Annotated in this window: 13 protein-coding genes; 8 read left to right on the top strand and 5 right to left on the bottom strand. The window is 52.8% G+C overall.

The annotated features are described in order from the left end of the window. Nucleotides 1–33 precede the first annotated feature (33 nt). The gene (locus tag LVJ85_RS12895; RefSeq protein ID WP_244740247.1) at nt 34–1083 is read left to right on the top strand and encodes a metallophosphoesterase; all 1050 of its coding nucleotides are present in this window, start codon (nt 34–36) and stop codon (nt 1081–1083) included. Between the two features lie 58 nt (nt 1084–1141). Here the strand turns inward: LVJ85_RS12895 and LVJ85_RS13390 are convergent, their stop codons facing one another. Further along, nucleotides 1142–1264 carry a hypothetical protein gene (locus tag LVJ85_RS13390; RefSeq protein ID WP_255733827.1) on the bottom strand — a complete coding sequence of 41 codons (123 nt, stop codon included), beginning with the start codon at nt 1262–1264 and terminating at the stop codon, nt 1142–1144. A 129-nt stretch (nt 1265–1393) separates the two neighbouring features. Here LVJ85_RS13390 and LVJ85_RS12900 point away from each other — a divergent pair, with 129 nt between their 5' ends. After that, nucleotides 1394–1540, top strand: a complete 147-nt coding sequence (locus LVJ85_RS12900) for a lipoprotein signal peptidase (protein WP_085363984.1) — start codon at nt 1394–1396, stop codon at nt 1538–1540. Nucleotides 1541–1593: 53 nt separating this feature from the next. Here the strand turns inward: LVJ85_RS12900 and sodA are convergent, their stop codons facing one another. Next, on the bottom strand, nt 1594–2214 hold the full coding sequence (sodA, locus tag LVJ85_RS12905) for a superoxide dismutase [Mn] (protein ID WP_115134185.1): 621 nt from the start codon (nt 2212–2214) through the stop codon (nt 1594–1596). A gap of 422 nt (nt 2215–2636) precedes the next feature. Between sodA and LVJ85_RS12910 the strand changes: the two genes are divergently transcribed. Both LVJ85_RS12910 and LVJ85_RS12915 read left to right on the top strand, forming a co-directional pair. Then, nucleotides 2637–4454 carry a BCCT family transporter gene (locus LVJ85_RS12910; protein ID WP_244740249.1) on the top strand — a complete coding sequence of 606 codons (1818 nt, stop codon included), beginning with the start codon at nt 2637–2639 and terminating at the stop codon, nt 4452–4454. Nucleotides 4455–4862: 408 nt separating this feature from the next. After that, the gene (locus tag LVJ85_RS12915; protein WP_244740252.1) at nt 4863–5435 is read left to right on the top strand and encodes a hypothetical protein; all 573 of its coding nucleotides are present in this window, start codon (nt 4863–4865) and stop codon (nt 5433–5435) included. Between the two features lie 138 nt (nt 5436–5573). On the opposite strand, the gene LVJ85_RS12920 is transcribed toward LVJ85_RS12915, so the two are convergent. Then, nucleotides 5574–6119: a porin family protein gene (locus LVJ85_RS12920; RefSeq protein WP_085363969.1), complete on the bottom strand. Its 546-nt coding sequence runs from the start codon at nt 6117–6119 to the stop codon at nt 5574–5576. Nucleotides 6120–6668: 549 nt separating this feature from the next. On the opposite strand from LVJ85_RS12920, the gene LVJ85_RS12925 reads away from it, so the two are divergent. Beyond that, entirely contained in the window at nt 6669–7814 is a 1146-nt protein-coding gene (locus LVJ85_RS12925; protein ID WP_244743241.1) for a class I SAM-dependent RNA methyltransferase, read from the top strand. 62 nt (nt 7815–7876) lie between these two features. Here LVJ85_RS12925 and LVJ85_RS12930 read toward each other — a convergent pair whose 3' ends face one another. Further along, the gene (locus tag LVJ85_RS12930) at nt 7877–8446 is read right to left on the bottom strand and encodes an NYN domain-containing protein (RefSeq protein WP_244740254.1); all 570 of its coding nucleotides are present in this window, start codon (nt 8444–8446) and stop codon (nt 7877–7879) included. Nucleotides 8447–8772: 326 nt separating this feature from the next. Beyond that, nucleotides 8773–9780, bottom strand: coding sequence for a biotin synthase BioB (bioB, locus tag LVJ85_RS12935; RefSeq protein ID WP_244740256.1), 1008 nt, complete (start codon nt 9778–9780; stop codon nt 8773–8775). Between the two features lie 386 nt (nt 9781–10166). Here bioB and LVJ85_RS12940 point away from each other — a divergent pair, with 386 nt between their 5' ends. The 3 genes from LVJ85_RS12940 (at nt 10167) to oppC (ending at nt 14057) form a co-directional block, all read left to right on the top strand. Next, on the top strand, nt 10167–11831 hold the full coding sequence (locus LVJ85_RS12940; protein ID WP_244740258.1) for an ABC transporter substrate-binding protein: 1665 nt from the start codon (nt 10167–10169) through the stop codon (nt 11829–11831). Nucleotides 11832–11989: 158 nt separating this feature from the next. Continuing rightward, the gene (gene oppB, locus LVJ85_RS12945) at nt 11990–12910 is read left to right on the top strand and encodes an oligopeptide ABC transporter permease OppB (protein ID WP_244740260.1); all 921 of its coding nucleotides are present in this window, start codon (nt 11990–11992) and stop codon (nt 12908–12910) included. A gap of 232 nt (nt 12911–13142) precedes the next feature. Then, the gene (oppC, locus tag LVJ85_RS12950; RefSeq protein ID WP_244740263.1) at nt 13143–14057 is read left to right on the top strand and encodes an oligopeptide ABC transporter permease OppC; all 915 of its coding nucleotides are present in this window, start codon (nt 13143–13145) and stop codon (nt 14055–14057) included. The last annotated feature ends 56 nt before the right edge of the window (nt 14058–14113 follow it).

The raw sequence follows: 14113 nt of genomic DNA on the forward strand, positions 1-14113 counted from the left end.
TTCAGACGGCCTCATCTTTAAAGGAAAGTATCCATGTCTTACCGCTACCGCCAAGCCCTGCCCGACACGCCGCTCGACATCATCGGCGATGTCCACGGAGAAATCGACGCCCTACAAGCCCTGCTGCATCATCTCGGCTACCGCAGCGACGGCAGCCATCCGCAAGGCCGCAAAATCGTTTTTGTCGGCGACCTGTGCGACCGCGGCCCCGACAGCCCCGCCGTGCTCGATTGGTTTTTGCAGGCGCACGATGCAGGCAACGCCTTCACCGTTTTGGGCAACCATGAATTGAACGCCCTCGTGCACGACCCCAAAGACGGCTCTGGCTGGTTTTTTCCCGAACGCTACGAGAAAGATGCCGAACGCTACGCTCCGTGGCACACCCTCCCCGACGTGCGCAAGCCCGAATTGGAAAGCCGCCTCGCCAACCAACCGCTGATACTCGAACGCGCCGACCTGCGCATCGTCCACGCCGCTTGGCAGCCCCACGTCTTTGCCGCCCTCGATGCCGCAAGCGGAGAAACGCTGCCCGAGCAATACCGCCGTTTCGATGCCGAACTGCGCCACTCGCTTCAGACGGCCTCTTGGTACGGCGATTATCTTGATGAGCAGCAACGCTATGCCGAAGCCATGGAAGACCCAAACGCACCGCCGCCGCCCATGCCCGCCACGGCGCAATACGAACTCAACCGCAGCCGCCTGCACCCGATACGCGCCCTAACCAGCGGCGTCGAACGGATTGCCCCGCAGCCTTTCTACGCCAGCGGCCGTTGGCGGTTTACCGCGCGTTGCGGCTGGTGGGACGACTACCGCGACGACGTTCCCATCTTAATCGGCCACTACTGGCGCCACCGCTTTCCCCAGCCACCCTCGCCCGACAGGGAAAACATCCTGCCCGCCGCCGGCAACGCATGGCACGGCGCACAGCGCAATGTGTTCTGCCTCGACTTCTCCGTAGGCGCACGCTGGCGCGACCGCAAGAGCAACACCCCCGCCGAACGCTCCATCTACCACCTTGCCGCGATGCGCTGGCCGGAGCGGGTATTGATGTTTGACAACGGCGAAGTGGAAAAAACGGTTTAAGCCGTTATGCCTGCCGCCGAACGTAACGAGGCCGTCTGAAAATACTTGGGAAGAGTTTTCAGACGGCATCATGCTTGGCCAAATCAGCCGTAAGAATATTCGCAGCAAAAGCCAAAACATGCGGGCGGCTGGTTGTCGAGAAGGTTTTAGTGAAGCTCTCAAGTTCGCTTTCAGACGGCATCAAGCTATTACCTGCAATGGTGCAAAGGTTTCGCTTCTCCTATCCGGCTTAATCCCCATCACAAAAGCATGCCGCTTAAATGATAGATTCGACTGAATCCTTTACCAATACAACTTGAGGCCGAAACCTTTGAAAAACCCTCATCTGCGGCGCATTTCTGCGTTGTGCGCTGCTCGCTCGCTTGCCTATCTATATGATATGTCTGCACTCGCTGTGCTGCTACGCCTTGAACTGCATCCACATCTGAGGGTTTTGCAAAGGTCTCTGGCCGTCTGAAAAAATTCAGACGGCCTCATGTTTCCTGCAAAGCAGACACACATTCATGCCAATTACAGTTTCGATTCAAAGCGTTTGGCCGCTTCGTCCCAGTTCACCACATGCCAATACGCTTTCACATAATCCGGGCGGCGGTTTTGGAATTTCAAATAATAGGCATGCTCCCACACGTCCAAGCCGATGATGGGATAGCCTTTGCAGCCCGCAATCTCTTCGCCCATCAGCGGCGTATCCTGATTGGCGGTGGAAACCACTTTCAGACGGCCTTCATCCCACACCAGCCACGCCCAGCCGGAGCCGAAACGGGTTGCCGCCGCTTTTTCAAACTCGGCTTGAAAGGCTTCGACCGAGCCGAAATCGCGTTCAATCGCTTCTTTGAGTTTACCTTTCAACTCCGTGCCTTTTTTCAGATTCTTCCAAAAGAAAGCGTGATTGGCATGGCCGCCCGCATTGTTGCGCAACACGGTTTGCTTGTCGGCGGGCAGCTCTTTCAAACGCGACACCAGCTCTTCGGCGCTCAACGAGGCAAATTCGGGCAGGCTTTCCAGCGCCGCATTGGCATTGTTCACATAAGCCTGATGGTGCTTGGTGTGGTGGATATTCATGGTCAATTCATCGAAATGAGGCTCTAACGCATCGTAAGCGTAGCCGAGTTCGGGCAAAACGTAAGCCATCTTCACTCTCCTTGAAATGTCGGGTTGCAGTCGGGAATATTTACGCTGAAATATCATTATCAATAATAGTAATAATTATCTTTTACTGCAACATGGAAAGACCTTTCCGCAGCAAAGGCTTTTCGGACGGCCATAACCTTTATTTATCAACAACTTAAGTTATCATAATTTTATTGTTTAAAATCAATATACTATCAAAGAATATTCTTGTTTCAGGTTCACTTTCGGTTTACAAGCCTTTCAATACATTATAAAAGTTATAGACAAGGCTGCATTCTTTACAAAACTTTCCGCCGCAGATGCGGTCAAGCAGTTTGCGTAAAAAGCTGCATGCCGTCAGATGCCAACGGTGTTTGCCGAAAAAATGCAGCCCGCACCAACCGACATGACACTCAACAATATCAACTACTCAGGAGCCAACATTGTCTGTTCACAACCAATCCGATTCTAAAAAAGTCCCTTTCCGCTACAAGCCTGCGCAGGTGCGCTCTTCTTACCGCCATCTGGGCATGTTTGATGCCGATAAAAACTTCCAGCCGCGCGGCTCTTCCACTACGCCCGATACGCGCATCGACCAATTCACTTTTTTCGGCGTGCTGGTAATTTTGCTCGCCGTGACCCTGCCTTTGGTGGTTTTCCCGCAAGAAGGCGCCGATTGGGTGGCCGTGGTTAAAGAATTTGTGACCACCAAGCTTGGCGTCGGCTATCTGGCCTTCGGTCTGCTGGCGTTTATCTTTGTGATTTATATTTCTTTTTCCGACATCGGCAACATCAAACTGGGCAAACCCGAAGACGACATCGAATTCAAAACCGGCTCGTGGGCGGCGATGATGTTTTGCGGCGGCATCGGCTCGGGCATCCTCTATTGGGGCGTGATCGAATGGGCTTACTACTATCAAGGCCCGCCGTTCGGTTTGGCGCCCGGCTCGCCCGACGCCGTGCGCTGGGCCAGCACTTACGGCCTGTTTCACTGGGGGCCGGTGGCTTGGGCGATTTATCTGGTGCCCGCCGTGGCCATCGCCTATTTCGCCCATGTGCGCAATTCGCCGGTGCTGAAAGTCAGCCAAAGCCTGATGCCTTTGCTGGGTGAGAAGTTTGCCAAAAGCAACTGGGGGCGCATGATCGACATTTTTTTCGTGTTCGGCATGATAGGCGGCGGCGCCACTTCGCTCGGCTTGGCTTCGCCCATGATTACCGAGGGCTTGCACGAGCTGTTCGGCCTGCCCGCCAACTGGGCAACCAGCTTGGGCGTGCTGCTGGTGACGACCTGTATTTTTGCGTACAGCGCCTATCAGGGTTTGCGCGGCGGCATCCAACTGCTCTCCAATATCAATTTCTACCTCGCCATCGCTTTTTTGATTTTTGTGCTGGCAGTAGGGCCGACGGTGTTTATTTTGAACGTGGGTTTGGAAAGCTTGGGGCGTTCGCTGACCCAAATGTTTACCATGATGACGTGGGTGGAATCGTTTGGCAGCTTCGAGCAGCACGGCTTTAAAAACACGGGCTTTCCGAAAGACTGGACGATTTTCTACTGGGCATGGTGGCTGGTATTCGCGCCGACCATCGGCCTGTTTATCGCCAAAATTTCCAAAGGCCGCACCATCCGCCAAATGACTGTCGGCTCGATGTTTTACGGTTCGCTCGGTTGCGCCGTGTTCTTTATCGTGCTCGGCAACTACGGCCTTTACCTGCAACTGAGCGGCACATTGGATGTGGTAGCCGTGCTCAACAGCCAAGGCACCACCGCCACGATTTTTGCGATTTTATCCACGCTGCCGATGCCGCAAATCTCGATTGCCGTGTTTACGCTGCTGGCTGTGATCTTTACCGCCACCACTTTCGACAGCATTTCCTACATTCTCGCTTCGGTGGTGCAACATGAAGTACACGGCGAACCCCACCGCTGGAACCGTCTGTTTTGGGCATTCACGCTGTGTATTCTGCCCGCCACGCTGATGTTTATCGGCGGCTTAAACACGCTTCAGACGGCCTCCATCTTCGCCGGTGCGCCTTTGCTGATCATCATGAGTATGATGATGCTGTCGGTCATCAAGGCCGCCAAATACGACTTGTATTACCAGCCCGATTATTCGCTCAAAACCATCCACATCGAAGAAATTCCCACCAATGCACCGTGGGAGCACGGCGAAACGTCGCAAGCACCCGAAGGCTCGGTTTTGGCGCAACAAGCTGTTTACGAAGAAAAACGGCACGGCAGCGAGCAACCGCCGTCGTCTTAACTTTCTTCCCGCAACAAAACCAAAACGGCACGGATACGCTCCGTGCCGTTTTCTTCTTTTCAAACCGACCGTTACCCATTCACATAACGCACCAATCCACACTACTGCCGCCACTTTGCCTGCCAGCGTTTATCAAAAACCCTACCTTTCATACGGATTCTTAACCTTTTTTCAAAAATATTCAAAACCCTTATCGAATTGGCTTAACATTTCCATATTCATATTATTCACGGCAGCCGCAGATAAAAATAACAGCTTGAATAATATAGATAAACATTTCAAGAATGTGCATCCGACACATCACCTTAACGTCTCTCATTTATTCAAAATCAACTCAAACGCAGCCGCAGGCCGTTATCCAAGCGCTTGCGCACGTCCGGCATCCGCACCGGCATAGGGAGACTATTTATGGAGATGTATGTCATCACCGCTTTGGTATTCGTCCATTTCATTTTGGCCGCCGCAGTATTGATGCGGGTGCTTTACACCGACTTTCTTCTGCTGAAAAATTATCACGCACCGCTCGGCCACTCCCTCATCAAATACACCTGCCAAACCCAAAAAGCCGCCCGCATCGCGCTGGCAGGCTTGATTGCCACCGGTGTGATTTTTGTCGTACACGGCGCGGCATCGAACTCCGAATACATGAACAACCCCAAGCTGTGGGTAAAGTTTCTCTGCGTAGCCGCACTGGTGGCGAATGAATTTTGGCTGCACCGCCTGTCGCGCCACATCTCGCACAACACTACCCTTTCCGGCCTGCCTTATGCGCTGTCGATCCAGCTTTCCATCTCCGGCGCCATCCGCTCGGCAAGCTGGTTTTTCACCTGCTGGCTGGGCATCGCCCGCTCTTGGAACAAAGTTATGCTGTTTGAAGACGTGCTTGCCCACTACGGCATGGTGCTGCTGGCCGCCGTGTGCCTGAGCATGGCTGTCAATATCCGCTTCAACCAATCGCAAAGCCGGCATTACAGCGAATAATATTCACGCCAACCGCCTGCGGTTTTATCCTATTTGCCTTCCGCGCTGCACATCAACGGCAAAAACCTTGAGGCCGTCTGAAATATTTCAGACGGCCTCAAGGTTTGTATCAATCAAACAGTCAGGTGCTGCTCAGGCTTAGAAACGGTAGCCCACAGTAGCCATGAAGCTGTTGTTTTTCACTTTGTTGCCGGCGCGTTTGAAGCGGGTTTGCTCCCACTCGCCGCCCACTTCTACATTCGGCGCTACTGCGTATTTCAAACCGGTGCCGTAGCCGATACCGTGCATGGTGTTGTCGCCCATGCCTTTGAATTTACCGTAGTGGTAGCCGACTTTTCCGTAAGCCAAGGCTTCAGGCACGAAGCGGTAGCCGGTTACATACGAAATAGAAGCATCGGTTTTTTGCTTGATTTTGCCGGCTTTGGTTTCGCCGATCGTGCGGTGAACGGGTTTCACGGCCACTTCGGCACCACCAATCCAGTTGCTTGCGCCGTATTCGATATTGTAGTTACCGCGCAAGGCCATATCGGCTTTGTATTTCTCGTCGAAGTCACCGCCTTTGATGTCGCCTTTGCTCACGCCGACACCGACTTCCACAGCCGGGCCGACGAAAGTAGAAGTAGGCTGTGCAGATACCGCAGCGGCAGAACCCAAAGCCAAAATAGTCAATAACGCTTTTTTCATCTTTTATACTCCTATCAGGATTAAATCGGGGAGGCGCCAACTGCGCTTTCCATGCGATAAAGTATTGTGCTTATATGACCGCTGCACAAGGGCGGCGTTTGATGAATTACACGATTTCTCGAGACTTAACATTTGTAATTTAAAGATTTTTTGTTATTTTGTCGGCGCTTGAACTATTTCAGACGGCCTATATAGAGCCAATACACTACGCCAACAGGCTGAAAGTACGGCAGAAAATATTACCCGCCGGTGTGATTTGCTAGCGTGCCCGCTCATATCGAGGCCGTCTGAAAAGACCTAACCGAGCTTCGCCGCCCTCTTTCGGCTTTACACTCGCATAGTGTGGTTTTTTATGCCGTTTCGTCTAATCGACTGTTTTAACCGCCGCCGTTTCAAACCATTTGCCGGCTATTTTATGCTTGCCATCAAGCAAGCACCCGAAGAGGCCGTCTGAAATAATCCGACGGCGCGCCCCATACCCCGTTATAATCCACACCATCCATTCACCAACGCATTCAGACGGCCTGAATGCTTCTGCACAAAGAAAGCATCATGACCCAATATTCCCTGTTTATTACCTGCCCGCGCGGTTTGGAAACCGTATTGTCCCAAGAATTGGCCGCACAAGGCTGCACGCAGATTGAAGCCACCGACGGCGGCGTTGCCTGCAAAGGCACGTTGGAACACGTTTACCGCGTCAACCTGCATTCGCGCACCGCCAGCCGCGTGCTGCTGCAACTGACCAAAAGCAGCTACCGCGACGAAAACGACATCTACACACTCGCCCGCAATATCCGTTGGACAAACTGGTTTGCACTGGAACAGACCTTCAAAGTGAAAGTGGAAGGCAAGCGCGCGCGGGTGAAGAGCCTTGATTTTGTCGGCCTGAAAATCAAAGATGCCCTGTGCGACGCGTTCCGCGAAGCCTGCAACGCCCGCCCGAGCGTGGGCAAAGTGCAGCCCGACGTGCGCATTCACGCCTTTATCAACGACAAAACCGTGCAGATTTTTATCGACACCAGCGGCGAAGCCTTGTTCAAACGCGGCTACCGCCAAGAAACCGGCGAAGCGCCGCTGCGCGAAAATCTGGCCGCCGGTTTGCTGCTGCTGGCCGGTTACGACGGCACGCAGCCGTTTCAAGACCCGTTTTGCGGCAGCGGCACGATTGCCATCGAAGCGGCATGGATTGCCACCCGCCGCGCCCCCGGCCTGATGCGCCGTTTCGGATTTGAAAAACTGCAAGGGTTCGATAAAACATTGTGGGAAAAAATCCGCCGCGAAGCCGAGCAGCAAATCCAGTTTCAGACGGCCTCTGCCATAGGCGGCAGCGACAACGACCGCCACATGATACGCACCGCGATTGCCAACGCGCAGGCAGCGGAGGTGGACGACATCATCCGCTGGGAAGTGAAAGACGCGCAATCCGTGCGCCCCAACGGTGAAAACGGCATCATGATATCCAACCCGCCCTACGGCGTGCGCTTGGCCGAAGTGCAGGCATTGCAGGCTCTGTATCCGCAACTGGGCACTTGGCTGAAACAGCATTACGCCGGCTGGCTGGTGGGCATGTTCACCGGCGACCGCGATATGCCGAAGTTCATGCGCCTTTCGCCCAAACGCAAAGTGCCGCTGTATAACGGCAATCTCGATTGCCGGCTGTTTTTGATGGATATGGTGCAAGGCTCGAACCGTTGATCGGTTCGGGCAAAGATGAGAGGCCGTCTGAACGTTTCAGACGGCCTCTTGAATAGAGATGGTTATTTTGGTGTCGGGCGGAAATAGGTGGTTTTCAATCCATCAATATGCTCAAACAAATCATCAGGAATATCTTTCCACATAGGGTCTAAAATAAAATCAATCCCTTCACGTCTAGCCAATTTGGCGGCAGGAACGAAATCGGAATCACCGGAAATCAAAACAATGCGGTCGGCCTGCTTTTTAAACGTGATAGATGCAATATCCAGTGCAATACGCATATCAACACCTTTTTGTTTCACATCTAGAACTACATCATTTTCTGTTATGTCGGTTTGATTGATTTCGCCTTTGAGCAGTTTTTTCATGATTTCGGGTTTTAAACGCCAATCAGACATTTCAGATAACTTTCCCAAACGTAAGGCGAGTTTTCTTTGTTTAATCAATTCTTTATGAAGTTCGCGGCGGAAAACGGCTTCATCCGACTTTGAAAAATCGATTGACTTTTTAGATATGGGATTGTGCATTTTCTTTTCTAAAGGCGGGCAGTCGTAAAAGAAAATCCTATAGAGAGTGTCGCGCTGTTGCTGTTCGATACCGTTTACCTTTACCTTTTGAGAAAGATGGTTCAACGATAAAGCCAAAGCGAGAGAAGCAATATGTTCGGCATTGTAAGCATTGTGTTTTTCAAAATGGCGGATACGTTTGATAAAAAATGCGCCATCAATTAAAACGGCTGTGGGCATAGTTACTCCTCTTATTTATTTTATGCAAAAAAATGCCCAAAGGCTCGGCACTTTCAGGATGATTAAGTAGAAAGGCTTACTGCTAAGGGCGGTATGTCAGTTGAAGTATAAATTGAATTGTTAATTGAGTCAACAATTGAAATAACAGGCTAAATGTCGGTTTAACGCAATGTTGTAAATTCACTTTAAATGTTCAGGCTCATGTCTGCATACTAGCCCTCGCCCTGATGTTGCAACGGATACAGATCCAGTTTATCCATCAACACGCGGTCGCCGTCTTCTTCGGGGTTTTCGGTGGTGAGCAGTTTGTCGCCGTAGAAAATCGAGTTTGCGCCCGCCATAAAACACATGGCCTGCATGGCTTCGGGCATGTCGCTGCGGCCGGCCGACAGACGCACATAGCTTTTCGGCATGGTGATGCGGGCGACGGCGATGGTACGCACGAATTCCGTCCAGTCCAAATCTTCGGCATCGGCCAGCGGCGTGCCTTCCACTTTGACCAACTGGTTAATCGGCACGCTTTCGGGCTGCGGGTCGAGGTTGGCGAGGCTGGCGATTAAGCCTGCGCGTTCGGGGCGGGTTTCGTTCATGCCTACGATGCCGCCGCAGCACACTTTCAAACCTGCACCGCGCACTTTGCCCAGCGTGTCCATGCGGTCTTCGTGGCGGCGGGTGTGGATGATGTCGTTGTAGCGGTCGGGGTCGGTGTCGAGGTTGTGGTTGTAGTAGTCGAGACCGGCGTTTTTCAAATCTTCGGCCATGCCGTCTTCAAGCATGCCGAAAGTGCCGCAGGTTTCCAAACCCAAGCCTTTCACGGCTTTGATGATTTCCGACACGGTTTCTACGTCTTTCGGTTTGGGGCCGCGCCACGCCGCGCCCATGCAGAAACGGCTGGCTCCGCGCGATTTGGCGATTTTGGCTTTTTCGACGATTTCTTCCACGTCCATCATTTTTGCTTTTTCGAGGCCGGTGTTGTAGTGCGCCGATTGCGGGCAGTATTCGCAATCTTCGGGGCAGCCGCCGGTTTTGATGGAAAGCAGGGTGGAGAGCTGGACTTCTTGCGGGTTGAAGTTTTCGCGGTGGATTTGCGCGGCTTTATAGACGAGGTCTAAAAACGGCATGGCGAAGAGTTCTTCGACTTGGCATTTGCGCCAATATTGGGCGGTAGCGTGCGGCTTGCGCTCGGTTTTGCGGCGCAAGGCTACGGGAGATACGGTCATATCGTGTCTTTCTCTATCGGTTTCGCAGCGGCGCAATGACGCTGACGTGCTCGGGCTGCAAGCGCAATGTTTGCAGCGGCGTGTGTATCTTAGGCCGTCTGAAAAAGAATTTATCGTTTTCAGACGGCCTTTAAACAGATGATGGCAGTTTAGCGGGAATGTTCCACCGCTTCAATAGCTTCCCTCCGGTTATCTCAAACGGAAGCGGGAATGTTTCGGCAGACTCAAACAGAGTAAAAAATAGATGTTTTACTCTGTAAAAATCCATTTTTTGCTCATGTATTAATGTAAAATTTTTCTTGACAGCTTTACCTAATTTAAAAAAGAATAGGCCTGATTGAAAAGCCCTATCAGCTAAAAACCTTTTATATTCAAAGGAGAAAAACATGGCACACCACCATCCCGTTTTTTCTAAAAAAATGATGCTGCTTGCCTTAGCAGCTGTTTTCGGATTGGCAGCTTGCGGCGGCGGAGATAATCCCCCCCCCGATAGTCAACAGAAAAATCAGTCTGAAGAATTGGCCGGAAAGCAAGAAATCGTCCTCAACAACGGCGCCGAGCCCGAATCGCTCGACCCGCACAAAGTGTCGGGCGTACCCGAATCCGGCATCATCCGTCAGATTTTGGTCGGCCTCACTTCTACCGACAACGACGGCAACACCGTTCCGGGCATGGCGGAAAAATGGGAAAGTGCCGACAACAAAACATGGACATTCACGCTGCGTGATGCCAAATGGAGCAACGGCGATCCCGTTACCGCCGAAGACTTCGTATACAGCTTCCACCGCGTTACCGACCCGGCCACCGCGTCGCCTTATGCCAGCTATCTGGCCGATGCCAAAGTAGCCAATGCTGCCAAAATCGTCGAAGGCAAAGCCAAGCCCGACACTTTGGGCGTGAAAGCCGTGGATGAGAAAACGCTGGAAATCACGCTGGAAGAGCCGGTGCCTTACTTCCCCGACATGTTGATCCACACTTCCGTGAAACCCGTGCATAAAGCTACGGTGGAAAAATTCGGCGACAAATGGACTTCGCCCACCAATATCGTGGTAAACGGCCCGTACACCGTGAAAGCGTGGGACGTTAACAGCCAAATCGTGTTGGAGCGCAACCCGAATTATTTCGACGATGTCAACACCACCATCACCAAAGCCACGCTATTGCCGATTTCTTCGCCGCCCACCGACATGAGCCGCTTCAAAGCCGGCGAGGTGGAATTCACTTACAACGATATTCCGACCGAGCAGTTTAAGTCGTTGCAACAGGAAATGGGCGACCAAATGAAAGTAGCGCCCTATCTGTGCAGCTACTACTACGAGTTCAACCACACCAAGCCGCCGTTCGACAATGAAAAAGTACGCAAGGCGCTCCAGCTTGCGTTAGACCGTGATACGCTGGTGGAAAAAGTGCTCGGACGCGGCGAAACCGTGGCCTACCAATTCACGCCGCCTGCCGCCCAAGGCATGAAAGAATTTGTGCCGGAATGGAAAGCATGGGACAAAGCCAAGCGCATCGAAGAGGCGAAAAAACTGCTGGCCGAAGCGGGTTACGGCGAGTCTAAGCCTTTGAATTTCGAGCTGCTCTACAACACCAACGAAAACCACAAGAAAAATGCCGTGGCCGCTGCCGCCTTGTGGAAAGAAGCTTTGGGCTTTGTGAATGTGAGTCTGGTGAACCAAGAGTGGAAAACCTATCTCGACACCCGCCGCAACCAAAAACACCAAATGGCGCGCGGCGGCTGGTGTGCCGACTACAACGAGGCTTCTACTTTCCTAAACGCATTCAAGTCTGACAACAGCAGCAACTACGGCAAATATAAGAGCGCTGAGTTCGACGGTCTGATGCTGAAAACCCTCGGCGGCGACGTAACGCCCGAACAACGCGGCGAGCTGTACAGCCAAGCCGAAGCCGTGATGGATAAAGACGCAGCCACCATTTTCGTTTTCCACTATGTGAGCGCACGTTTGGTGAAACCGTATGTTGCCAACTACTCCACCCAAGACCCGATGGACAACTGGCAGATTAAAAACTGGAAGATTCTGAAACACTAATCCTTCAGGCTCTGCCTTGTAAGATTGGCCGTCTGAAAAATAAAACATCATTTTTCAGACGGCCTCTGCTTAAACGCACTATATAGATACAGCCATAACAACCACAGGCCGTCTGAAACGGCCGCACCGCCGGCACAAACCCCGACTAAGGCTTACTTATGTTGAAATTCATCATCAAGCGTATATTGGAAGCCATTCCCACGCTGTTTGTTTTGATTACCGTATCGTTTTTCATGATGCGGCTGGCTCCGGGCAGCCCGTTTACCGGCGAGCGCAACCTGCCGCCCGCGGTACTGGCCAACATCGAAGCCAAATACCATCTCAACGACCCCATCTGGCTGCAATACCTCAATTACCTGAAACAGCTTGCCCACGGCGATTTCGGGCCGTCGTTCAAATACAAAGACTACACGGTTAACGAACTGCTCTCGCAAGCCTTTCCCGTATCGCTGGAAATCGGCCTTTACGCCTTCATAATCGCGCTGGTTGTCGGCGTAATTCTCGGCGTGCTGGCCGCCTTAAAACAAAACTCATGGCTCGACTACATCACTATGGGCGTAGCCATGACGGGCGTAGTGATTCCCAGCTTTGTCAAAGCTCCGCTGCTGGTGCTGATTTTTGCTATTTGGCTGAAATGGCTGCCCGCAGGCGGCTGGAACGGCGGCGCGTTCAGCAACTTGGTGCTGCCCGTGGCCGCGTTGGCGATTGCCTATATTTCAAGCATCGCCCGGATTACGCGCGGCTCGATGATTGAAGTGATGAACAGCCAGTTTATCCGCACCGCCCGCGCCAAAGGTTTGCCCACCCGCTACATCGTGTGGAAACACGCTTTGCGCCCCGCCATGCTGCCGGTGATTTCCTACCTCGGCCCGGCGTTTGTGGGCATCATCACCGGCTCGATTGTGATTGAAACCATATTTGGCCTGCCCGGTATCGGACAGCTTTTCGTGAACGGCGCACTCAACCGCGATTACGGCATGGTGCTGAGCCTGACCATTCTCGTGGGCGTGCTGACCATTGTGTTCAACGCCGTGGTCGATATCCTGTATGCCGTGATTGATCCGAAAATCCGCTATTGATTCAAGAGGCCGTCTGAAAACCGTTAACTCAAGCGGCTGATAAACAGCACATTCGTCATACTCGGGCTTGACCCGAGTATCTCCAAGCTCACAGAAACCTGAGATACTCGGGTCAAGCCCGAGTATGACGATACAGTTACACGATATTCAATTTAACGGTTGCCGCTTTTCAGACGGCCTCATCTTGCTAGTAACCAGTAAACAGAATAAAAAAACCATAAGGCACATAACCATGATGGTCAGTAAAAAACAGGCCGCCGCGCTGGCTGCCGCACTCGACAACCCGTCTCCCGACATCAAAGGCCGCAGCCTGTGGCAAGACGCATGGCGGCGCTTCCGCCACAACCGCGCCGCGCTGGCCAGCGGTTTGATTCTGCTCTTGGTATGCCTGTTTGTGTTGATTGTGCCGCTGCTCGCCCCCTACGACTACGCCCACACCGACTGGGGCGCGATGCAGTCGCCGCCCTCGTTCGACAACAAACACTATTTCGGCACCGATTCGCTCGGGCGCGACCTGCTCACCCGTGTGGCCGTCGGCGGACGCATTTCGCTGATGGTGGGCGTGGCCGGTGCCTTGGTTGCCGTAATTATCGGCGTGGTGTACGGCGCGGTGTCGGGCTTTTTCGGCGGCAAAACCGATATGCTGATGATGCGTTTCTTAGAGATTTTGAACGCGTTTCCGTTTATGTTTTTCGTGATTCTGCTGGTAACTTTTTTCGGCCGTAATCTGGCGTTTATCTTCGTTGCCATCGGCATGGTGTCGTGGCTCGACGTGGCGCGGATTGTGCGCGGGCAAACCCTCAGCCTGAAGCGCAAAGAGTTCATCGAAGCCGCCTATGTGTGCGGCGTGTCGCGGCGGGATATCGTGTTCCGCCACATCGTGCCCAACGTGCTCGGCGTGGTGGTGGTTTACGCCTCGCTGCTCGTGCCCGGCATGATTTTGTTTGAATCTTTCCTCAGCTTCTTGGGCTTGGGCGTGCAAGAGCCGATGACGAGCTGGGGCGCGATGCTGCAAGACGGTGCGAACACCATGCAGATTGCGCCGTGGCAGCTGCTCGTGCCTGCCGTATTTCTGGTGGTTACGCTGTTCTGCTTCAACTTCATCGGCGACGGCCTGCGCGACGCATTAGACCCGAAAGACAGATAAACCAAGAAAGATCAATATTTTCAGACGGCCTCTTGATGCTTGAGGCCGTCTGAAAA

Source organism: Neisseria sp. Dent CA1/247 (genome assembly GCF_022870825.1).
In the GTDB taxonomy this organism is placed as follows: Bacteria; Pseudomonadota; Gammaproteobacteria; order Burkholderiales; family Neisseriaceae; genus Neisseria; species Neisseria zoodegmatis.